Genomic DNA, 21,477 nt, shown 5'->3' with positions numbered 1-21,477 from the left:
CTGGAGAACGTCATGAGCAAGATCGCAATCATTGGTGCCACCGGTCGTGCCGGTAGCCAGCTGCTGGAAGAAGCGCTGCGTCGCGGGCACACCGTCACGGCCATCGCTCGCAATACCGACAAAATCGGCGTGCGCCCTGGGGTCATCGCCAAGCAAGTGGATGCACTGGATGCCCAGGCGCTGGAACAGGCCATCCGCGGCAACGACGTGGTGATCAGCGCGGCGCACTTCGCCACCCTGCCTGCGGAAGCGGTGATCAACCCGGTGAAAAAAGCCGGCGTGAAGCGCCTGCTGGTGGTGGGCGGTGCCGGTTCGCTGCTGTTGCCAGGCGGCAGCCGAGTGATCGACAGCCCGGGCTTCCCGGAAGAATACAAAGCCGAAGCCAGCGCCGGCAGTGCCTTCCTCGACACCCTGCGCCAGGAAAAAGATCTGGACTGGACCTTCCTGTCGCCTTCGGCGGAGTTCGTCGAGACCGCGCGCACCGGAAAATTCCGCCTGGGCCAGGATGAATTGCTGGTGAGCAGCGAAGGCCGCAGCTGGATCAGCTTTGCCGACTTTGCGATTGCTTTGATTGATGAAGTGGAAACACCGAAGCATTCGCGCCAGCGGTTTACGGCCGGTTACTAAGGCTGACGCACACTAAAATGTGGGAGCGGGCTTGCTCGCGAATGCGGTGTGTCAGTCAACATATGTATTGGCTGACCCGGCGCCTTCGCGAGCAAGCCCGCTCCCACATTTTGATCTTCATTGTGACGGCGACTGCGCCTGGCTCACCAACCAATCCATAAGCTGCTCCAACCCCGCCGAGGGCTCAGTCCCCGGCGGGTACACCAGGTAATACCCCATCCCCGTCGACACCCGCAGTTCAAACGGTGTCGCCAGTCGTCCCGCCTTGAGATCCTCGCCAATCAGCGCGCTGTCGCCAATCGCCACGCCCGAGCCTTGGGACGCCACCGTCATCGCCAGATCCAGCGTTTCAAAATGATGCCCCTGGGCAAGATTGCTCAAGCGTGTATTCGCTGCCTTCAACCACAATGCCCAATCCCGTTCATCCCGCGTAGGGTGCAACAGCACCTGTTGCTGCAAGTCGGCGGGCGTGTGCAAACCACCGAGCAAGGCCGGCGAGCACACCGGTGTCAGACGCTCATCAAACAGATGCCGGGCCTGAGCCGACTGCTCGACAATCGGCGCGTAGATCACCGCGGCATCGAACTGTTCACGGCGAAAGTCGACGGTGTAGGCCACGGTGGTGGTCAGTTCCACCGGCACGTCCGGACGTTCTTGCTGCCACTGCATCAGACGCGGTAACAACCAGCGCATCACGCAGGTGGAAGCCTTGAGCTGCAAGGTCTCGCGGCGGGTGCCGATCTGTTCCACCGCCTCGCCGATCAGGCCGAACACCTGCTGCGCCCGCAGCGACCATTCGCGGCCCTCTTCGGTCAGGCTCAAGCCACGGGCCTGGCGCTGGAACAGCGCATAACCCAGATGACTTTCCAGCCCGGCAATCTGCCGGCTCACCGCCCCCTGGGTGATGTGCAATTGCTCGGCGGCTCGGGTGAAGTTGCAGCACTGGGCCGTGACCCAAAAGGTGTGCAAGGCCGGCAAGGGCGGAAGGCGTTTCATAAGGGCGCAGCCATGACGTGAGGACATGGCTAGTATGACTTTTTATCGATTGTTGCCGCTACGGGCCAGCCGTTCCAATACGGGCCTTTATCAACAATAAGAGCGACGACAATGGCGACCTGCGGCGAAGTATTGGTCAACCTGCTGGAAGGCTACGGCGTGGATCAGGTGTTCGGCATCCCCGGCGTGCACACCGTGGAACTCTACCGGGGCCTGGCGCGTTCAAGCATCCGCCACGTCACCCCGCGCCACGAACAGGGCGCCGGCTTCATGGCCGACGGCTACGCGCGCACCAGTGGCAAGCCTGGCGTGTGCTTCATCATCACTGGCCCCGGCATGACCAATATCACCACCGCCATGGGCCAGGCCTACGCCGACTCGATCCCGATGCTGGTGATTTCCAGCGTGCAGTCCCGCAGCCAACTGGGCGGCGGGCGCGGCAAGCTGCATGAGCTGCCGAACCAGAGCGCGATGATCGCGGGCGTGGCGGCGTTCTCTCATACCTTGATGTCGGCGGCCGAATTACCCAGTGTGTTGGCCCGCGCGTTTGCGCTGTTCCAGGCCGGGCGACCGCGCCCGGTGCATATCGAAATCCCGCTGGATGTGCTGGTGGAAAACGCCGACGCATTGCTCGGCAGCGAGCCCATCAGTGTTTCCCGCGCCGGTGCTGCGCCGTCGGCGGTCAAGCAGATGAGCCAGTTGCTGGCGGCGGCGAAACGCCCGCTGATTCTCGCCGGTGGTGGCGCCATCGACGCAGCGCCCGAGTTGACGCAACTGGCTGAAGCCCTCGACGCGCCAGTGGCGCTGACCATTAATGCCAAGGGCATGCTGGCCTCCAACCATCCACTGCTGATCGGCTCGACCCAAACCCTGATCGCCACCCGCGCCTTGGTGGCCGAGGCGGACGTGGTACTGGCGATCGGTACTGAGCTGGCAGAGACCGACTACGACGTGACCTTCGCCGGCGGTTTCAAAATTCCCGGCGCCCTGCTGCGAATCGACATCGATTCCGACCAGACCGTGCGCAATTACCCGCCGCAGGTCGCGCTGGTGGCTGACGCGCAAATCGCTGCGCAGGCATTGCTTGCCGAACTGGGCAACAAGTCCCTGGCCGCCCGGGACAGCGACTGGGGCGCCCACCGCGTCGCGCGCCTATGGAGCGAACTGGAACCCACCTGGGACGCCGCCACCCGCGCGCAAACTCTGTTCCTCAACACGGTATTGGATGAGTTGCCCGACGCCGTACTGGTAGGCGACTCCACCCAACCGGTGTACACCGGCAACCTGACCCTGAACCTCGACCACCCGCGTCGCTGGTTCAACTCCTCCACCGGCTACGGCACCCTCGGCTACGCCTTGCCGGCGGCCATCGGTGCTTGGCTGGGGCGCGGCAACGGCGCGCCAGTGGTGTGCCTGATCGGCGACGGCGGCCTGCAATTCACCTTGCCGGAACTGGCCAGCGCCGTGGAAGCGCGCACGCCGGTGATCGTGTTGCTGTGGAATAACCAGGGTTATGAGGAGATCAAGAAATACATGGTCAACCGCGCCATCGAGCCGGTGGGCGTGGACATCTATACCCCGGACTTTATCGGCGTGGCCAAGGCCCTTGGCGCTGCTGCCCAGCGCATCCAGGGTGTTGAGGAATTACGCAGCGCATTGCGCGCTGCCACTGATCGCCAAGGCCCGACGCTGATTGAAATCGACCAAGGGCTTTGGATGAAGGAGGTGGCGGTATGAGCGCGGTATTGAACGGGCTGTACATCAACGGTGTTTGGCGTGCGGGCCATGACGTGCTGGACGTGATCAACCCGGCGACCGAGGCCACGCTGGCTCAAGTGAACCTAGGTGATGCAAGTGCGGTGAGCGAGGCCGTCGGTGCCGCCAGCGCTGCATTCCCGGACTGGTCGAAAAGCACCGGGCGCGACCGCGCGGCACTGCTGCGCAAGATCGCCGAGGGCGTGAGCGCCCAGCGTGAACACCTGATGCACCTGCAATCGAGCAACAACGGCAAGCCGCTGTTTGAGGCCGGGATTGATGTGGACGACGTGATCGCCACGTTTGAGTATTACGCCGGTGTGGCCGACGAAATGGATGCCAGCCAAGATCGTCCGGTGGCACTGCCCACTGAGGATTTCAGCGCCCGCGTACGCCGTGAACCCTGCGGCGTGGTGGGCCTGATCGTGCCGTGGAATTTCCCGATGGTCACCACCGCCTGGAAACTCGCCCCAGCGCTGGCGGCCGGTTGCTGCGTGGTGCTCAAGCCTTCGGAAGTGACACCGTTGGCGGAGCTGGAACTGGCCAGGATCATCGCTTCGGTGGGACTGCCCGCCGGCGTGTTCAACCTGGTCTGCGGTACTGGCCTGGCAGTGGGCGCCCCGATGGCGGCTGACCCGCGGATCGCGAAAATCTCCTTTACCGGTAGCAATGCCGTGGGCGTGCAGGTGATGCAGCGCGCTGCGGAGACGGTCAAGGGTGTGAGCCTGGAGTTGGGCGGCAAATCCTCGTTGCTGGTGTTGGCGGACGCCGACCTCGACCTGGCCGTGGAACTGGCCTGCGCCGGTGGTTTCTTCAACGCCGGGCAGATGTGTTCCGCTACCAGCCGGGTGTTGGTAGCCGACGAATTGGCGGACGAATTTCTGACCCGTTTGCAGGCCAGGGCCGAGAGTATTCGCGTGGCGGACCCGTTTGCCGAAGACGTGGAAATGGGCGCGCTGGTCAACCGTGCGCAGTACCAGCGGGTGCTGGGGCATATCGAGCGGGGGGTGCAAGCCGGCGCGAAGTTGCTGTGTGGTGGCGGGCGCCCGGTGGATTTGCCTCACGGGTATTTCATTCGCCCGACGGTGTTTACCGAAGTGCCGCTGGACAGCGCGTTATGGAACGAAGAAATCTTCGGCCCGGTGCTGTGCGTGCGCAGCTTTACCAGTGAAGCCGAGGCGGTGGCGCTGGCCAATGACAGCGAGTTTGGCCTGGTGGCCAGCGTGCTGAGCGGCAACCCGGAAGCGGCTGAGCGGGTGGCCAATGCGTTGCAGGTGGGCCTGGTGTGGATCAACGCGCCGCAGGTGATCTTCCCGCAAACGGCCTGGGGTGGTTACAAGCAGAGCAGCATCGGCCGAGAACTGGGGCCGTGGGGGTTGCAGGTGTTTCAGGAGATCAAGCATGTGATTCGGGCGGTGTAGAAACACTCAAGAGCACCACTGTTCCCTGTGTGGGCTTGCCTGCGATTGCGGTCTATCAGACACAGATGTGTTGCCTGACCCACCGCTATCGCAGGCAAGCCAGCTCCTACCTGTTGATTTGTGCCGTGTCAGCAGATGCATTTTTTCAATAGCCCCAACGACTTTCTCATTTGCCCCCCCTCCCCCTCGCCCGGCCTAATACTGCGCTTGTCAGTTCAAGGCTCGCCCATGGAAAACGTCCGCGCAACACCCGCCACCGCCCTTTGGCTGATGATCAGCGTCGTGCTGGTCGCTCTCAACCTGCGCCCGTCGATGGCCGCCGTCGGCCCGTTGTTGTCGTCGATTCGCGCCGATGTGGCCCTGAGTTTCAGCACCGCCTCCCTGTTGACCATGCTGCCGGTCATGGCCATGGGCCTGGCGATGTTTTTTGGCATGGGCGTGGCCAAGCGGTTCGGCGAGCATCGCAGCATTGTGCTGTCGCTGGTGGTGATCGGCCTGGCCACGGTGTCGCGATTGTTCCTGGACTCGGCGGTTGAGCTGATCCTCAGCGCCATCGCCGCCGGCGTAGGCATCGCGATGATCCAGGCGCTGATGCCCGCGTTGATCAAGTCGCGCTTCAGCGACAACGTTTCCCTGTTCATGGGCCTGTACGTCACCGCGATCATGGGCGGCGCGGCCCTGGCCGCTTCGTTCTCACCGTTTATCCAGGTGCAAACCGGCAGCTGGCGTATCGGCCTGGCGATCTGGGCGGTTCTCGCCGTATTGGCGCTGGTGTTCTGGTACGCCCAACGCTCAGTGTTGCCGCCACTGCCCCAAGCCGGCGTGGGCCAACAGGAGTCGTTCTTTGGCAATCGCCGGGCCTGGCTGCTGGCGATCTTTTTCGGGCTCGGCACCGCGTCCTACACCTGCGTGCTGGCCTGGCTCGCGCCGTACTACGTGGAACAAGGCTGGAGCGAGCAGAACGCCGGCCTGTTGCTGGGCTTTTTGACGGCCATGGAAGTGGTCTCTGGCTTGATCACCCCAGCCATCGCCAACCGGCGCAGGGACAAGCGCGGTGTGGTCGCGGTGCTGCTGGTGCTGATCATCGCCGGCTTCTGCGGCCTGATCCTCAGCCCGCAGCACCTGAGCCTGCTGTGGCCGTGCCTGCTGGGCCTGGGGATTGGCGGCTTGTTTCCAATGAGCCTGATCCTGTCCCTCGACCACCTCGACAACCCGCGCCGCGCCGGTGGCCTGACGGCCTTTGTGCAGGGCATCGGCTACCTGATCGCCGGTCTTTCGCCGCTGATTGCCGGGATGATCCGCGACCAACTGGGCAGCTTCGAATGGGCCTGGTGGTCACTGACGGCCGTGGTGGTGGTGATGCTGCTGATCGTGCTGCGTTTCGACCCCCGGCATTACGCTCGGCATATTCGCTGAGGTCGTGTTGTAAACATTATTTGTCTCACCTCAAACAGAGAAAGGTCCGACAGAGCTTTCTATTGGTACGAGCGTTCCGTTAACATTTTGTATTGTCTTGTACCAAGTTCGGTACAAAGCGCTTGCGGACGGAACGGATGCTAAACAGCAACTTGCTTAGAAAGCTCGATATGCAGGACCTGATGGTGTTTGTCGCTGTTTACGACCAAAGCAGCGTGACCGACGTCTCCGAAACCCTGTTCGTCAGCCAGTCCACTGTGAGCTACAGCCTGAAGAAGCTGCGCACCAGCTTCGAAGACGAATTGTTTATCAACACCCGGGCGGGCATGCGTCCTACGTACAAAGCCGCCACCATGTACGGGCATGTGCAGAAAATCCTCGAAAGCATCAACCTCTGCCATGCCGGCAGCCAGGCTTTCGACCCCACCCAGAAGGCCGTGACCTTCAACGTCTGCGCCCCCGAATACTTCGAACAACTGATCCTGCCGCGCCTGCTGAAAAACTTCGATCACGCCGACCTGCCGGTGATCGTCAATGTGCAGAAGCTCGAAACCGAGATCCCGGCCGACGCCTTGCGCGACGGGCGCCTGGACTTGGTGATCTGCTTCGGGCCGCACTTTCATCGCGAGCACAAGGACATCAAGACCCAGATGCTGCTGGAAGACGATCTGGTGTGCGTGTTCGACAAACAGTCGGCGCCCCGGGAACCCGCGTTCAGCCTGCAATCCTTCGTCGCCCGGCGCCATGTGTTCCCCACGCCCTGGAGTTCCGACACCAACATGATCGATGGCTGGCTGGCGCGCCAGGCTCACAAACGCCAGGTGATCGCCCGGGCCAACAGCTACAGCGCGGCGCTGAAGATGATCACCGGCACCGACTTTATCGTCACCTTGCCCCGTCGAGTGCTGAAGCTGCTGGCAGACACGAACGTGTTCGGCCATTGCGAAGCGCCGAACGGTTTGCCGGGGTTTACCCTGGATATGCAGTGGAATGAACACAGCGCGCAGGACAGCGCCAACACGTGGTTCAGGGAACAAGTGGTGAAGGTATGTGCGGATCAGGGGTTATTATGACCCCCTGTGGCGAGGGAGCTTGCTCCCTCGCCACAGAGTATTGCCCCTCAGCCGATGGTGACTTTGCTGTAGGACTCGCGATCCATATCGACCAGCAAGACACTGAGCTGCACCTGCAGGTCTGCAGGCCAATCGCCCAGGTCCTGCAGCGCTGCCAGCAGGCTTTCCGACAACTGTTTCTTGACCTGGGGTGAACGCCCGCTGAGCAGCGACAGCTTCACCGCGATAAAAGCGCGCGGGCTGATGGACGTGCCAACCTGGAATGTCTCCACCTTCAGCGCCCGGCTTTTGATATCAAACTCGGAACCGAACTGCCCGGACGCCATCAGTACGTTGTTGAGCCGCAACAAGGTTTTCTCAACGGCCAGGTCTGTGAGGTTGGCGGTGTATTCCAGATGCAGATGCGGCATGAAAGGCTCCGAGTTGTTGTAGGAAAAGAGTCATACATATAGCACGAGGCCGAGCCGAATCAGACCGCTTTCAATGTGAAACTTCGGTCAAGCTGCGCAACGAGCGGTTTTCCCAGATCGCCACGATCACCAACACCGCCGACGTCAACGCCCCCAGTACCAACGCCGAAAACACCTGCTGCAATCCCAGCGGCAGCAACACCAGCAACATCAGCAAGCCGCCCAGGTGCGAAAACGGTGGCAACGGACGGTCGCTCATCACCCACTTGAACAGCGCACTGCCCAGCAGGAACAACCACGGGCCGGCGATGATCGCCACCACGCCCGCCTGACTGGCATGCCCCGGGTGCACCAGCACCAGTTCATCGGCCACGGCGCTGACGATAATCCCGGCGACAATCAATACATGCAGGTAGGTGTAGGCAATCCGCGCCTGACGGCCCGGGTCGGCAGAGCTGGCGATGCGATGGTGGGCGCGCTCGGCGCCGCTGTCGAAATAGATCCACCACAGGGCGATGCTGCCCACTACCGCCACCAGGAAGGCCGCCAGCCCATCCAGGCTCCAGGGCAATTCAGCGAAGGTCGCGCCAGTCACCAGCAACGACTCACCCAAGGCGATGATCACAAACAGGCCGCAGCGTTCGGCCATGTGGTTGCCTTCCACATTCCAGTCCGCAAGCGTCGAGGGCCCAAGCCCCGGCACCCAGAAATACACCGACGGAGAAATCAATTCGATCAACAGCGCCAGGGCCCAGAAGGCTAAACGCTGCTCGCCTTCGAGCAGCGCGCCGGTGATCCAGAACACCCCGGAAAACAGCATCCACGCCAGGATCCGCTGGAAATTGCGGGTCATGTTCAGGGGCTCGCCGCGCACCGCCCACAGGGCAAACAGCGTGCGTCCTACCTGCATGAACACGTAGGCACCGGCGAACAACAGACCACGGTCGGTAAACGCCTTGGGAATCGACGAGGACAACAGCAGGCCCGCCACCATCAAGCCGAACAGGCCGATACGGATCGGGATTTTTTCCGGGTCCAGCCAGTTGGTGACCCACGAAGTGAAGATCCACACCCACCACACCGCGACCATCATCAGCGCCACCTGCACCGCGCCGCCGATGGACAAGTGGGCGAGCAGCGAATGGGACAACTGGGTCACAGCGAACACGAACACCAGGTCGAAAAACAGCTCGACCATGCCAACCTTGCCGCTGTCATGACTGCCGCGCCCACGCAGCAAGGATCGGGATGGGGTCATGGGTGGATCTCCCTGAAAGGCCTATCTCAAGATTTGGGGGCGACTACCGGCAGCATGTCCCGCTCGCTCATGAACGCCTCCAGCCGCGAACGCATCCAGCGTTCCGCCGGGTCGGTGTCCACGTGGCTGAGCCAGACCATGGACAAATCCAGGGTCGGGGTTTCGAACGGGAACGGCTCACAGAACAGATTGCCCCCGGCGGCCATGGCCTGGGCGGTGTAGTCCGGCAGGCTGGCGATCATGTCGGTGCCGGCGAGCAGCGCCGGCAATGCGCTGTATTGCGGCACCGAGAGCACCACGTGGCGCTTGCGACCGATTTCCGCCAGCCACTCATCGGCAAACCCGGACACGTTGGCAGTGTGGGACACCAGCACATGGGGCCGTGCGCAATATTCGTCGAGGGTCAGGGGTTTGTCCGAGGCATCCGCCCGCAGCAAACAGGGGCGGATATGCCGCAACAGCTTGCGCTTGGCATTCGCCGGCAGGCCGCGGGTCTGGGTGATGCCGACGGTGATATCGCCGGAGGCCAGCAGGTCCGGGATGCGCCAGTAATCCACATGCTGCACCACGAACACCACCAGCGGCGCTTCCTGGCGCAAGGCCCGCAGCAGTGGCGGCAGCAGGCCGAACTCGACGTCATCGGACAGGCCGATGCGAAAGGTCATGGTGCTGATGGACGGGTCAAAATCGTGGGTCAGGCTCAGGGCCGACGACAAGGAATCGAGAGCCGGCGACAGGTGCTTGATGATTTCCTCGGCCCGCGCGGTGGGCTCCATGCGGTGGCCGACGCGAATAAACAACGGGTCATTGAACAACGTGCGCAGGCGGTTGAGGGCCGAACTGATGGTGGGTTGGCCGAGAAACAGCTTCTCCGCCACCCGGGTCACATTGCGCTCGAGCATCAAGGTTTCAAAGACCACCATCAAGTTGATGTCGGCCTTGCGTAATTCATTGCGATTCATCGGCGCTCGCCCCACTGCCCTGGATAAGCCGCAGTTTAGAAACACCCGGGGCCCTGCGTCTATGCGCACACTGTTCAACGCGGGCCTTTGGGACTATAAAGCAGCTTCCAAGGCTTGCGAGAACACCATCGTGCTGGTCATTTCTGCCTTGAGCGTCCTGGTTGCCGGGATTTTGCTCTGGGCTATCAAATTCATCGCTCATCCCACCGCCAGGACACTGTTACGGGTATTTGTCGGTTTATGCCTGGCGGCCGTCGTGGCTTACCTGGTGCTGGCTTCCGGGTTTCCGACCTCATTGCTGGTGTGATCGGGCTCCTGTCCCTGGCGCAAACGCAAGGCGGCCAACGCGGCCACCACCAGCACCACGGCAATCACTTTCAAACCATTCATGGCGTTACCAGTGCTCATTTCGATCGCGCCCATCACCGACGGCCCGACAAACCCGCCGAGCAATCCGCAGGCGTTGACGAAGCCCAGCCCGCCCGCCAGCGCCACGCCCTTGAGGCGCGAAGCCGGGTAGAGAAAGATGATCGACTGCACCACAAAGAACATCACCGCCGACACACAGAAGCCCAGCAGGCTGAACACCGGCCCCGACACCGAGGCAATCCCCAACCCCAACGCCATGGTCAGCAATCCGGTAATCAACAGCCGCCGGGCACGGGTGGGCGTGGTCGCAAAACGCGGCAGCAACACCGCCCCGGCCGCTGCGGCAATCCACGGCAATGAGGTCAGCAAGCCGACACTCATGGTGCTCAATTCACCGTATTTGCTGATGATACTCGGCAGGAAAAAGATCACGGTGTAGATGGTGATCTGATGGCAAAAATACACAAAGATCGCCAGCAGGATCTGCGGGGTCAGCCAGTTCTTCAGGGAATGCCCGCCCTCGCCTGCGCCCTCTTCGGTCTCCATCGCGATGCGCTGTTCAATCCCGCGCGCCTCTTCGGCCGAGAGCCACGGCGCCTTGCTCGGACGGTCCGGCAACTTGCGCCACACCACCCAGGCAAATGCTACTGCCGGCAAGCCTTCGAGCAGGAACATCCACTGCCAGCCGTGCCAGCCGAGGATGCCGTCCATGCGCATCAACGCCGCGCCCACCGGGCCGCCGATGATGTTGGCAAAACACACGCCGAGCAGGAAATACCCGGTGGCCCGCGCCCGTTGCTCGCGGTTGAACCAGTAGGTGAGGTACAGCATCACCCCGGGAAACAGGCCGGCTTCGGCAATGCCCAGCAGCAGGCGCAGGATATAGAACGAGGTCTCGCCCTGGACGAACGCCATGGCCGCCGAAATCAGGCCCCAGGTCACCATGATCCGGGCAATCCAGAACCGCGCGCCGACCTTGTGCATGATCAGGTTGCTGGGGATTTCCGACAGCGCATAAGTCAGGAAAAACAGCCCTGCGCCCAGGCCATAGGCCGCTGCTGAAATCCCCAGGTCAACGTCCAGATGGTGCTTGGCCAGGGCGATGTTGGTGCGGTCCAGAAAGCTCAGCACGTAGGCGATGATCAGCAAGGGCATCAACTTGACGAACATCAGTTTGTTCAACTCCCGTGGTTCACGGGCAGTGTTGGCAGTCTTCATCGGGCACTTCCTCTTGGCGCCCCGCCAGCGCAACGGCTGGGGGACGCATCGGTGTTGTTCTAGAGTTCGAGTTGCGCAACCAGCGCCGGCGGGCGATGGGAAAACAGTTGCAGCAGCGCCCCGCCCAGGGCACAGCCGGCCATCACGAAGAAGCACACCGTGTAGCCGTGCAAGGTGGTCCAGCCGCCGCCCATGGCAATCAGGCTGCCCATCAGCACCGGGGCCAGGCCGCCGCCGATAAACATCGCGGTGGTGATGATGCCGTTGGCGGTGGAGGTCGCCGACGGCTCGGCCGAGTCGCAGGCCACCGCGTAGTAGATCGGCCACACCGCGTTGGCCACCAGGCCGAACAGCAGTTGCACGACGATGATCAGGGACAGGGTGTTGGCGAAGTAGAACGCACCGACACTGGCGGCCATCCACACCCCGCAGATGATCAGGGTGACGCGTCGGCCAATGATGTCCGACAGCGACGGCCACACCAGCTGCCCGAGAATCCCGGTCAAGGTGAACACCACGCTCATCCCCGCCGACTCGGCCAGGGACAGCCCGGCGATGTTGTACAGGTAGGCCGGCAACACGATGTTGACGCCCATGTACACCACCTGGGTCAGCATCGTATTACCCGCCGTCAGGGCGATATTGCGATTGCGCAACGTGGCGATAAAGGTGCGCCAGGCATGGCCCTTCACTTGGCTGGCGGGTGCGTTGTCCGGCGGGGTCATGCCCTTGGCGGCAATGTCGACGTACAGCGCGGTGATGCGTTCGGCGGTGGAGTAACGCGCCCAGAAAATCATCAGCGGCAACGCCACCACAAACGCGAAGAAGAACACGTAGCGCCAGTTGTCTTCACCAAAGGTGCTGATGACAAAGCTGGCGACGATGCCACTGAGCATGGCGCCAATCGGGTAACCCGTATGGTGCGCGCCAAGGGCAAAACCACGACGCTCCACCGGCCACCATTCGGCGGTGTTGCTCACGCCCACCGGCTCGCCCCAGCCTGCCCCGAGGTTGACGCCAACCCGCAGTGCAATAAAGGTCGCGAGGTTGCCGCTCAGGGCCTTGAACCCGGAGAGAAACGAAATCGCCGTGTAGCCCAGCACCAGCGGCACCTGGAACCGCGCGCGCTTCCAGCCACCGCCGTAGCGGTCACTCCACATCGAGCCGGGAATATCCAGCAAGGCCAGGGCCAGCATGATCACCGTGGCCATGGTGCCCCACTGGTCGGCGGACAAATCGAAATGCTTGGAGATGGTCGGCCCCAGGCGCAACACGATCTCACGGTCGTAGGCGTTGAGGATCCAGATCATCCAGCACACCAGCAGCGACACCCAGGAGTGCCGGTGAATACTGCGCAGCGAGGCTTTTTTCAAGGTTGCCATGGGTTTCTCCAGGCGCGCGAGGGCGCGCACTGACACAAGGTTGCGAAAGGAAAGTGCCTTGTTAAAAAAACGCGCTAGCTGGCGAACCGTCGCTCGGCTATTCCTTGCACGCCCAGCCCGGTGATCGCAAAAAGCGCCCCGCGCTGCTGACCATCGCCCGGGAAACGCGGCAACGGTGGCTTGGCCATGGAGGTGACAAACAGGGTGTCCAGGTTCGGCCCGCCAAAGGTCAGGCTGGTGACCTTTTTCACCGGCATCTGGATGATTCGGTCGACCTGGCCATCAGGTGTGTAGCGCACCAGTTTTCCGGCGTAGACCAGTGCCTGCCACAGGCAGCCTTCGGCATCGACGGTGCAGCCGTCGGCGGCGCCACCGCTGCTGGTGTCGACCATGGCGAAGGTGCGTCGATTGCTCACCGCCCCCGTGGCGAGGTCGTAGTCATAGGCCCAGATCTCGCCGGACCAGGTGTCGCAAAAGTAGAAGGTGTCACCCGATGGGCTCCAGCACGGGCCGTTGGACACGATGATGCCTTCGTCCAGGGTGTGCAGGCTCAGGTCCGCGTCGAGGCGGTAGAGTTTGGCGCTGGCGCTGTCTTCCAGGGTGTCCATGGAGCCGAAGACGAACCGCCCTTGGCGGTCGACCTTGCCGTCATTGAGGCGGTTATTGGGCAGTTCCGGTTCCGGGTCGATGACCCGCTTCAGTTCGCCGCTGTTCAGGTCGAGGAGGTGCACGCCGTTTTGCAGGGCGACGATGGCTTGCTCGCCGCTATGCCGCAGGGCCATGGAGCCGATTTTCTGGCCCACGTCCCAGGCGCGCAGTTCGCGGCCATCATCGGTGCAGCGCAGGATCCGGCCGTCGGCGCTGTCGATCCAGTACAACCGTTGTTGCTCGACGTCCCACACCGGGCCTTCGCCCAGGGTGGTCTTCACGTCCACAAGCACTTCGATACGCATGGTGTTATCCCCTTTTTTGTTGTTGTGCGGGATGGACATGGCCGCGCCGTGACGCGGCCGGTTTATCGCTTAGAAGTTGACCTGGTCGCGCCCTTTCAGCCCGAGGATTTCCCGCGCTTCATCCGGCGTGGCGACCCGGTGGCCGAGGGCTTCAATCACGGTGCGAATGCGCCGTACCTGGTCGGCGTTGGACGCGGCCAGTTTGCCCGGGCCATCCCACAGCGAATCTTCCAGGCCGACCCGGGCGTTGCTGCCCATGGACAGGCCCATGGTGGCCAGCGGAATTTGCCCACGGCCGGCGCCGAGGATCGACCACACGTAGTCGTCGCCAAACAGCCGGTCGGCGGTACGGCGCATATGGGCCAGGTCTTCCGGGTGGCCGCCGATGCCGCCGCGTAAACCGAACACCGACTGGATAAACAGCGGCGGCTTGAGCAGGCCGCGCTCCAGGAAATGGGCGGCGGTGTACAGGTGGCCAATGTCGTAGCACTCGATTTCAAAACGTGTGCGGTTTTCGGCGCAGGAATTGAGGATGTGGGTAATGTCGCGGAAGGTGTTGCGAAAGATCCGGTCGTCACTTTCTTCCAGGTACGGACGCTCCCAATCGTGCTTGAACTCGGTGAAGCGGTTGAGCATTTCGTACAGGCCGAAGTTCATCGAGCCCATGTTCAGCGAGGCCAGTTCCGGTTTGAACTGCATCACCGGTTGCAGGCGCTCTTCGACGCCCATGGTCGGCGCGCCGCCAGTGGTGATGTTGATCACCACGTCGCTGGCGGCTTTGATCTGCGGCAAAAATTCGGCGAACAGCGCAGGGTCCTGGCTGGGACGGCCATCGATGGGATCACGGGCATGCAGGTGGACAATCGCGGCGCCGGCTTCGGCGGCACCGATGGCGGCGTCGGCAATTTCCTGCGCGGTGATCGGCAAATGCGGCGACATCGACGGCGTATGGATGGCACCGGTGACGGCACAGGTGATGATGACAGGACGATTTTTGGACATGACGATTCTCCGACTTTTATTCTTATGAAAAAAATCCCGGGTGTGGCTTGTGTGTTCTTCCTTGGCTAAACGCTGACGCGGCCTACAGGTACTCGACGTTACCGTCGACACTGATCGCTTGGCCGGTGACATTGCGGGCGGCGGGCGAGCAGAGAAACAAGGCCATGGCCGCGACGTCTTCGGCGGTGACCATGCGCTTGAGGGAGATCTTGTTGAGGTATTCCTGGCGCATCTCGGCTTCCGGTACGCCGACCTGCTCGGCACGGGCGCGGATCACGCCGTCCATGCGCGGGCCTTCGACGATGCCGGGCAGCAAGGCGTTGACGCGGATGTCGCTTTCGCCCAGCTCCGAGGCCAAGGATTTCATCAGGCCGACGATGGCCCATTTGGTCGCGGCATACGGCGTGCGCCAGGCGTAGCCAAGACGGCCCGCAACCGAGGCGATATGCAGCAGATGGCCGTGGGACGATTCCTTGAGCATCGGCACTGCGTGATGGGCAAAGCGGTATTGCGCCGTCAGGTTGATGTTGATCGTGGCTTGCCACTCGGCATCGCTGATGGCGTCGATGCCGCCGGTGGGACCGGCAATCCCGGCGTTATTGACCAACACATCCAGCCCGCCAAATTGCTCGCGCTGCACCTGGAACACCGCCTCGATCTGCGCGGCATCACTCACGTCGGCACGGGTGGCAACAGTGCCTGGGTACTTGTCGCGAAACGCCGCCAGGGCCGGTTCGCTGACATCACACACATGCACCTTGGCACCCGCCTCCAGATAGGCCGCCGCCAACACTTCACCGATGCCGGCAGCCCCGCCGGAAATCAACACACGTAACCCAGGATAAGGCTGCAGCCGTTGTAGGACACTCATGCACGTTTACCTCCTGAAACAGACGACCGCGAACGGTCGTTCTTGACGAGCAGGCGCGCCAGGGAATCGGCGGCCTGCATGATGTCATCGGTCACGGCAGCGCGGGCACCGGCACCATCGCGGGCGGCCAGGGCTTCGACGATGCGCGTATGCGCCTCCATCGAGCGCTGCAAGTGAGCTTTGTCGGGAGCGACCAGGGCAAAACACGGGCCCATGTGCAGCCAGAAGTTTTCCACGGCGGCCATGGTCAATTCGGCTTGGGCCACGGCATAAATCCGACGGTGAAAGGCGAAGTTGGTCCACAGGTAGCGGGAAACGTCGACTTCGTCGGCGGCCTGTTGCATCTGTTGGCAGAGGTCGGAGATTTCGTCGAGGTCGGCTTTTTTCAGGAGCAACACGGCTTTTTCTGCCAGCAAACCTTCCAGGGCGACCCGTGCATCGCGAATCTCGCGCAGCCGTTCGACCGTCATCATGCGGACCCGCAGACGAGAAGTTTCGGTGACTTCAAAGGCGTTTTCGGCGCTGAGGCGCTGGAGGGCTTCGCGCACCGGCATGGGGCTGGAACCGAGGGCTTCGGCGAGGCCGCGGATGGTGAGTTTCTGGCCGGGCTGGAAACGACCACTCATCAAGGCTTCGCGGATCTGGCGATAGACCTGGTCTTGCAAGGTATCGCGGGAAACCTGGCGCAAGGTGGGAAGGAGGAGCGGGCCATCTGTCATGAGTCAAAACCTGTGTTGTCGTTCTTATGGCTCCAATATGTGATCACAAATCAAATATGTCAAATAGTTTCCCGTTGACGGTATCGACGACGCTGACTCTAATGAGCTCTTTCTCCAGCAAGGACCGCTGAACCATGAAATTTGCCTACACCATCGTCTACGTCCCGGACGTCGCTGCATCCCTGCAATTCTTCGAAAAAGCCTTCGGCTTCAGTCGCCGTTTCCTGCATGAATCGGGGACCTATGGCGAGTTGGATACCGGTGATACCACCCTCTCTTTTGCAGCGCATGAGTTGGGCGAGATGAACTTCAAGGGCGGGCATGTGGAGGCGCATGCTTCACGCCAGCCGCTGGGGATGGAGTTGGGATTCGTAACTGAGGATGTGCCAAAGGCCCACGCCAGAGCGCTGGCCGAGGGTGCGACAGAACTCTCGGAGCCGAGCACCAAGCCTTGGGGTCAGGTGGTGTCTTATGTGCGTTGCCCGGATGGCACGCTGGTGGAGTTGTGTACGCCGATTCAGTGAATCGTAATGTGGCGACGGAGCTTGCTCCCGCTGGAGTGCGGAGCACTCCCTGGATATGCGGTCTGCTTCACAGCCCAACGGGAGCAAGCTCCCTCGCCACACTGAAATGCCTGCATCAAGGCCTGAGCGGGCGCTCCTGATCGCGCTCGGAAAGCTCCGTGCCATCGTCCGGATGCTTCCAAGTCTGCGGTTTTTCTTCCTCGCGAAGCTTCCTCGCCCGCTCCTGCTCCAACTCTTCGCGCTGCTTCTGCTCGTTACTCATACCCACCTCCCGTCCGTAAGAATTGGACACACTGGGGAAGCATAGATGAGGGAGCGGTTTTGTGTGCATCCGGCAATTGATAACCACGGCGCATCAATACATGTAAACAACTCACTTATCATTTCCAAATGTGTCAGCCACTATCCGCGGTCTTAAGCGAAACAAGCACTTTAAAAAGAACGCTGGAGACACAAAAAAATGCAAAACCCTTCTCGGCCTGACTCTGCCCGCTCCAAAGTCGGCGCGGTCTTTCGCGTCACCTCCGGCAACTTTCTCGAACAGTTCGACTTCTTTCTGTTCGGTTTCTATGCCACCTATATCGCCGCCGCCTTCTTCCCTGCCGCTAATGAATTTGCGTCATTAATGATGACCTTCGCCGTGTTCGGCGCGGGCTTTTTGATGCGTCCGCTGGGCGCAATCATCCTCGGCGCATACATCGATGATGTGGGCCGTCGCAAAGGCTTGATCGTGACCCTGGCGATCATGGCCAGCGGCACCCTGCTGATCGTGCTGGTGCCGGGCTATCACACCATTGGTTTGTGGGCACCGCTGCTGGTGTTGATGGGCCGCTTGTTGCAAGGTTTCTCGGCCGGTGCCGAACTGGGCGGTGTGTCGGTGTACCTGGCCGAAATGGCCACACCGGGCCGCAAGGGCTTCTACACCAGTTGGCAATCGGGTAGCCAGCAGATCTCCATCGTGGTCGCGGCCGCCCTGGGTTATGGCCTGAACCAGTGGATGGAACCGGCCGTGGTTGCCGATTGGGGCTGGCGCATTCCGTTCGCCATCGGCTGCGTGATCATCCCGTTCATCTTCGTCCTGCGCCGCAACCTGCAGGAAACCGAAGAGTTCGCCAACCGCAAGCACCGCCCCACCATGCGCGAAGTGCTGGCCACCCTGGTGAAGAACTGGACCATCGTCATCGGCGGCATGATGATGGTGGCGATGACCACCACTGCCTTCTACCTGATCACCGTGTATGCGCCGACCTTCGGCAAGACCGTGCTTAACCTGACCACCTCCGACGCCCTCTTGGTGACCTTGCTGGTGGCCGTGTCGAACTTCATCTGGCTGCCCATCGGCGGCACCCTCAGTGACCGTTTTGGCCGTAAGCCGGTGCTGATTGCCATGACTACCCTGACCGTGCTGACCGCCTACCCGGCACTTTCCTACGTGGTCAACGCGCCAAGCTTCGCGCACATGCTGGAAACCCTGCTGTGGTTCTCCTTCCTCTACGGCATGTACAACGGCGCCATGATCCCGGCCCTGACCGAAATCATGCCGGTGGAAGTGCGTGTGGCGGGCTTCTCCCTGGCCTACAGCTTGGCGACCGCCATTTTCGGTGGTTTTACCCCGGCGATTTCCACCTGGTTTATCCACGAGACGGGCGACAAGGCATCGCCGGCCTACTGGCTGATGTTCGCCGCACTGTGCGCCCTGTGCGCGACGTTCGCACTGTATCGCCGTGCCAGCGCCCGTCTGCAAGTTGCCTGAGGAGTCACGCTGATGAACCCCTTATTGAAAACACTGGCGGCACTGGCGATCGGTTCACTGGGGATGGTCGCCCACGCTGAAGAGCTGAAAGTCATGACCTCCGGCGGCTTCACCGCCGCCTACAAGTTGCTGGGTGCGCAGTACGCCACCCAGAGCGGCGATACCCTCGACACCATCCTCGGCCCGTCGATGGGCAAGGCGCCGGAAGCGATTCCCAACCGCCTGGCCCGTGGCGAACATGCCGACGTGGTGATCATGGTCGGCTACGCGTTGGATGAGCTGATCAAGCAAGGCAAGGTCGACAAGGCCTCCCGCGTTGAACTGGCGGATTCGCGCATCGGCCTGGTGGTCAAGGAAGGCGCGGCCAAGCCTTCGATTGCCACCGATGCCGAGCTGAAGGCGGTACTGACCAACGCCAAGTCCGTCGCGTACTCGGACAGCGCCAGCGGCGTCTACGTCGAAAAGGAACTGTTCAAGAAGCTCGGCATGCCGTCCAAAGGCACCATGATCGAACGCATCCCGGTGGCCTCACAGGTGGCCAAGGGTGATTACGAAGTAGGCTTGCAACAAGTGTCCGAACTGCTGCCGATTCCGGGCGTGACTTACGTCGGAAAAATCCCGGAAGACGTGCAGTCCGTCACCCGTTTTGCTGCAGGCATTCCAGTGAATGCCGAACACCCCGAGCAGGCGAAAAAACTCCTGCAATTCCTCGCCTCGCCCCAGGCACAACCGGTGGTGCAATCCACCGGCCTGGATTCGGTCTCACACTGACCGGAACGGCATCTCCCGCGTCAACCGCTCCAGTTCCAGTGCCGCCGGCGTCAACGTACGCCCGCGGCGCTTGATCAACCCCACGTTGCGCACCACCTCCGGCTCCACCAGCGGCACACTCGTCAGAATCGGATGCTTGCCGCTTGGCATCGCAATCGACGGGACCATCGCCACCCCCAACCCCGCCTCCACCAGCCCGATCATCGTAGTGACGTGATGGGTCTCGCAGATGCTTGGCTTCTTCACCCGCACCCCGCGCAGGGCCTGGTCGAGCAAGAAGCGATTGCCTGAGGTCTTGTCCACAGTGATGTAGTCGTGCTCGTACGCCTCGACCCACGTCACACTGGCACGGTCCGCCAGTGGATGATCCCGGCGACAGGCCAGCACATATCGCTCCTGCAACAACAACTCGAACTCCACGCCGTCCGCCAGGCTGCCGCTGAAACTCACGCCGAAATCCGCCTCGCCACTTTCCACCGCCGCACACACCTCGCCCGCACTCGCGTCCAATACCCGCAGACGAATCTTCGGATAGAGCTTGTGGAATTCGGAGATCACGTGGGGCATGAAGTAGTACGCCGTAGACGGCACACAGGCGATGGTGACATTGCCCATACGGGTTGAAGCCACGTTACTGATGCCCATCAGGGCGATGTCCAGGTCATCGAGCATGCGCTCGACCTGCGGCAGGAAGGCACGGCCAACCATGGTCAGGCTGACCCGGCGCGTGGTGCGTTCAAAGAGTTTGACGTCGAGGGCGGATTCGAGCTTTTCGATGCGCCGGCTGAGGGCCGGCTGGGAGATACGGATAGCTTCGGCCGCCGCACGGAAACTGCCCTTGTCTACGACGGCGCGGAAGGCTTGGAGGTCGTTTAGGTCGAAGTTGATGATCACGGGGGCAGCCATTGGTTGAGCAGATGTGGCGGGCATTATCGTATGGGGGCTGGCGGGATGCTATTGGCGCGGGCCACATACTCAGGATCAGCCAATAACCCTACGGAAAATATGCGGTCATACATATCAGCAGGGAATTTGCGTGGGTTGGAAACGAGACTTCTGAAAAGCGTCAATACTGACAGCCTCAAATCCAGCTCTCACTTTTAGGCCCACTATGGAAAAGTCTTTGACGATGGATTACCCCATCAGTATCTGCACGAAACAGACAGCACGCTGGTCACTTCAGGAGACTCTAGCGACTCACACTGGTCAGTTACCGCTTGCAACACGCCCAGCGTTGAGTAGGATTAAATCCTACCCAGCAAAAGCGGACGCTACCATGCGCTCAACCCAGCAAATGAGCATCACCTTGCCGATTGAGATGGCCGCACTCGTCAAAGCCAAAGTGAGCACTGGCGAATATGCCAGTGAAAGTGAAGTCATACGCGACGGGCTGCGAATCTTGCTGGCACGTGACCGAGCAATGGAAAACTGGCTTCAAGATCAAGTGATTCCAGCAGCCATCGCCCTCAAGGCCGATCCAGACAGCGCGCTGTCTGCCGCTCAGGTCCGCGAACACATGGCAGCCAAACGCCAACAGAAAGGCAACCGTAAGTCGTGACCTACACGGTAGCTTTTTCACCCAAGGCAGTAACGCAACTCGAAGAACTTGAAGACTACATCACCCAGGCCGGCTCACCCGTCATCGCTGCGCGCTATGTAGATGCCATCATCACTTACTGCGAAAACCTGTCTCTGTTTCCTCTGCGCGGCATCAGCCGTGAAGACGTGTTACCCACTCTACGTACCACTCACTATCGGCACACCACCATCATCGCTTTTACAGTAGATGCCGACACTGAAACGGTATCGATTCTAGGGGTGTTCTACGGAGGGCAAGATTACGCAGCCCTCTTGCAGGACGAGGACAACGGTTAACTTCGGCTCCAATCGTTCTATTCACGAATAGCTACCGGGAACGCAATCAATGGATGAAACAATAAAAAGGACTTCCAGCCCTGCGCCTCTCTATCGCGCGCTTCGACCGGGTTTGTGGCTCC

The 21,477-nt window shown here is 61.5% G+C and carries 23 protein-coding genes; 11 read left to right on the top strand and 12 right to left on the bottom strand.

Features of this window, described 5'->3' with window-relative positions; all coding sequences use genetic code 11:
- The first annotated feature begins 12 nt into the window (after positions 1 to 12).
- Entirely contained in the window at positions 13 to 627 is a 615-nt protein-coding gene (locus K0H47_RS07035) for an NAD(P)-dependent oxidoreductase (protein ID WP_219272258.1), read from the top strand.
- 117 nt (positions 628 to 744) lie between these two features.
- Here the strand turns inward: K0H47_RS07035 and K0H47_RS07030 are convergent, their stop codons facing one another.
- On the bottom strand, positions 745 to 1,623 hold the full coding sequence (locus K0H47_RS07030) for a LysR substrate-binding domain-containing protein (RefSeq protein WP_218263658.1): 879 nt from the start codon (positions 1,621 to 1,623) through the stop codon (positions 745 to 747).
- A gap of 111 nt (positions 1,624 to 1,734) precedes the next feature.
- Between K0H47_RS07030 and K0H47_RS07025 the strand changes: the two genes are divergently transcribed.
- The 4 genes from K0H47_RS07025 to K0H47_RS07010 all read left to right on the top strand — a co-directional run bounded on the left by K0H47_RS07025 (position 1,735) and on the right by K0H47_RS07010 (position 7,288).
- Positions 1,735 to 3,360, top strand: coding sequence for a 5-guanidino-2-oxopentanoate decarboxylase (locus K0H47_RS07025; protein WP_219272256.1), 1,626 nt, complete (start codon positions 1,735 to 1,737; stop codon positions 3,358 to 3,360).
- Positions 3,357 to 4,799, top strand: coding sequence for an aldehyde dehydrogenase family protein (locus K0H47_RS07020; protein ID WP_219272254.1), 1,443 nt, complete (start codon positions 3,357 to 3,359; stop codon positions 4,797 to 4,799). Before K0H47_RS07025 ends, K0H47_RS07020 begins: the two co-directional genes overlap by 4 nt.
- A 228-nt stretch (positions 4,800 to 5,027) precedes the next feature.
- Positions 5,028 to 6,215: a cyanate transporter gene (locus K0H47_RS07015; RefSeq protein WP_177027143.1), complete on the top strand. Its 1,188-nt coding sequence runs from the start codon at positions 5,028 to 5,030 to the stop codon at positions 6,213 to 6,215.
- Between the two features lie 137 nt (positions 6,216 to 6,352).
- Positions 6,353 to 7,288, top strand: a complete 936-nt coding sequence (locus K0H47_RS07010; protein WP_063032578.1) for a LysR family transcriptional regulator — start codon at positions 6,353 to 6,355, stop codon at positions 7,286 to 7,288.
- Between the two features lie 47 nt (positions 7,289 to 7,335).
- On the opposite strand, the gene K0H47_RS07005 is transcribed toward K0H47_RS07010, so the two are convergent.
- From K0H47_RS07005 to K0H47_RS06995, 3 genes are all read right to left on the bottom strand, one after another.
- Positions 7,336 to 7,698 carry a 5-carboxymethyl-2-hydroxymuconate Delta-isomerase gene (locus K0H47_RS07005; protein WP_063032580.1) on the bottom strand — a complete coding sequence of 121 codons (363 nt, stop codon included), beginning with the start codon at positions 7,696 to 7,698 and terminating at the stop codon, positions 7,336 to 7,338.
- A gap of 70 nt (positions 7,699 to 7,768) precedes the next feature.
- Positions 7,769 to 8,956: a low temperature requirement protein A gene (locus K0H47_RS07000; RefSeq protein ID WP_201142858.1), complete on the bottom strand. Its 1,188-nt coding sequence runs from the start codon at positions 8,954 to 8,956 to the stop codon at positions 7,769 to 7,771.
- 26 nt (positions 8,957 to 8,982) lie between these two features.
- Positions 8,983 to 9,918, bottom strand: coding sequence for a LysR substrate-binding domain-containing protein (locus K0H47_RS06995; RefSeq protein WP_063032584.1), 936 nt, complete (start codon positions 9,916 to 9,918; stop codon positions 8,983 to 8,985).
- A gap of 61 nt (positions 9,919 to 9,979) precedes the next feature.
- Between K0H47_RS06995 and K0H47_RS06990 the strand changes: the two genes are divergently transcribed.
- Positions 9,980 to 10,225, top strand: coding sequence for a hypothetical protein (locus K0H47_RS06990; RefSeq protein WP_177027135.1), 246 nt, complete (start codon positions 9,980 to 9,982; stop codon positions 10,223 to 10,225).
- On the opposite strand, the gene K0H47_RS06985 is transcribed toward K0H47_RS06990, so the two are convergent.
- The 6 genes from K0H47_RS06985 to K0H47_RS06960 all read right to left on the bottom strand — a co-directional run bounded on the left by K0H47_RS06985 (position 10,180) and on the right by K0H47_RS06960 (position 16,432).
- Positions 10,180 to 11,505: an MFS transporter gene (locus tag K0H47_RS06985; RefSeq protein WP_063032586.1), complete on the bottom strand. Its 1,326-nt coding sequence runs from the start codon at positions 11,503 to 11,505 to the stop codon at positions 10,180 to 10,182. The genes K0H47_RS06990 and K0H47_RS06985 overlap by 46 nt on opposite strands.
- Before the next feature lie 59 nt (positions 11,506 to 11,564).
- On the bottom strand, positions 11,565 to 12,887 hold the full coding sequence (locus K0H47_RS06980; RefSeq protein WP_063032588.1) for an MFS transporter: 1,323 nt from the start codon (positions 12,885 to 12,887) through the stop codon (positions 11,565 to 11,567).
- 74 nt (positions 12,888 to 12,961) lie between these two features.
- Positions 12,962 to 13,840: an SMP-30/gluconolactonase/LRE family protein gene (locus tag K0H47_RS06975; protein WP_219272262.1), complete on the bottom strand. Its 879-nt coding sequence runs from the start codon at positions 13,838 to 13,840 to the stop codon at positions 12,962 to 12,964.
- A gap of 69 nt (positions 13,841 to 13,909) precedes the next feature.
- Complete coding sequence (locus K0H47_RS06970; protein ID WP_010176558.1) at positions 13,910 to 14,842, bottom strand: 3-keto-5-aminohexanoate cleavage protein; 933 nt, start codon at positions 14,840 to 14,842, stop codon at positions 13,910 to 13,912.
- Positions 14,843 to 14,924: 82 nt separating this feature from the next.
- On the bottom strand, positions 14,925 to 15,713 hold the full coding sequence (locus K0H47_RS06965) for an SDR family oxidoreductase (protein ID WP_010176559.1): 789 nt from the start codon (positions 15,711 to 15,713) through the stop codon (positions 14,925 to 14,927).
- Complete coding sequence (locus K0H47_RS06960; RefSeq protein WP_177027145.1) at positions 15,710 to 16,432, bottom strand: GntR family transcriptional regulator; 723 nt, start codon at positions 16,430 to 16,432, stop codon at positions 15,710 to 15,712. Before K0H47_RS06960 ends, K0H47_RS06965 begins: the two co-directional genes overlap by 4 nt.
- Positions 16,433 to 16,566: 134 nt before the next feature.
- Between K0H47_RS06960 and K0H47_RS06955 the strand changes: the two genes are divergently transcribed.
- On the top strand, positions 16,567 to 16,956 hold the full coding sequence (locus K0H47_RS06955; protein WP_093200734.1) for a VOC family protein: 390 nt from the start codon (positions 16,567 to 16,569) through the stop codon (positions 16,954 to 16,956).
- A gap of 115 nt (positions 16,957 to 17,071) precedes the next feature.
- On the opposite strand, the gene K0H47_RS06950 is transcribed toward K0H47_RS06955, so the two are convergent.
- Complete coding sequence (locus K0H47_RS06950; RefSeq protein WP_003211914.1) at positions 17,072 to 17,218, bottom strand: hypothetical protein; 147 nt, start codon at positions 17,216 to 17,218, stop codon at positions 17,072 to 17,074.
- Between the two features lie 198 nt (positions 17,219 to 17,416).
- Between K0H47_RS06950 and K0H47_RS06945 the strand changes: the two genes are divergently transcribed.
- Together K0H47_RS06945 and K0H47_RS06940 are read left to right on the top strand one after the other, a co-directional pair.
- Complete coding sequence (locus K0H47_RS06945) at positions 17,417 to 18,709, top strand: MFS transporter (protein WP_010176562.1); 1,293 nt, start codon at positions 17,417 to 17,419, stop codon at positions 18,707 to 18,709.
- Positions 18,710 to 18,721: 12 nt separating this feature from the next.
- Positions 18,722 to 19,480 carry a substrate-binding domain-containing protein gene (locus K0H47_RS06940; RefSeq protein WP_177027146.1) on the top strand — a complete coding sequence of 253 codons (759 nt, stop codon included), beginning with the start codon at positions 18,722 to 18,724 and terminating at the stop codon, positions 19,478 to 19,480.
- Here the strand turns inward: K0H47_RS06940 and K0H47_RS06935 are convergent.
- Complete coding sequence (locus tag K0H47_RS06935) at positions 19,472 to 20,374, bottom strand: LysR family transcriptional regulator (RefSeq protein ID WP_177027147.1); 903 nt, start codon at positions 20,372 to 20,374, stop codon at positions 19,472 to 19,474. The two genes, K0H47_RS06940 and K0H47_RS06935, sit on opposite strands and share 9 nt — an antisense overlap.
- A gap of 382 nt (positions 20,375 to 20,756) precedes the next feature.
- Here K0H47_RS06935 and K0H47_RS06930 point away from each other — a divergent pair, with 382 nt between their 5' ends.
- Both K0H47_RS06930 and K0H47_RS06925 read left to right on the top strand, forming a co-directional pair.
- Positions 20,757 to 21,038: a type II toxin-antitoxin system ParD family antitoxin gene (locus K0H47_RS06930; protein ID WP_219272252.1), complete on the top strand. Its 282-nt coding sequence runs from the start codon at positions 20,757 to 20,759 to the stop codon at positions 21,036 to 21,038.
- The gene (locus K0H47_RS06925) at positions 21,035 to 21,355 is read left to right on the top strand and encodes a type II toxin-antitoxin system RelE/ParE family toxin (protein ID WP_177027148.1); all 321 of its coding nucleotides are present in this window, start codon (positions 21,035 to 21,037) and stop codon (positions 21,353 to 21,355) included. Before K0H47_RS06930 ends, K0H47_RS06925 begins: the two co-directional genes overlap by 4 nt.
- Positions 21,356 to 21,477 lie beyond the last annotated feature (122 nt).

It is taken from the genome of Pseudomonas sp. Xaverov 83 (assembly GCF_019352905.1).
GTDB lineage: Bacteria > Pseudomonadota > Gammaproteobacteria > Pseudomonadales > Pseudomonadaceae > Aquipseudomonas > Aquipseudomonas yamanorum.
Note: the sequence above shows the minus strand (reverse complement) of the source record. Positions and strands in the feature narration are given on the sequence as shown.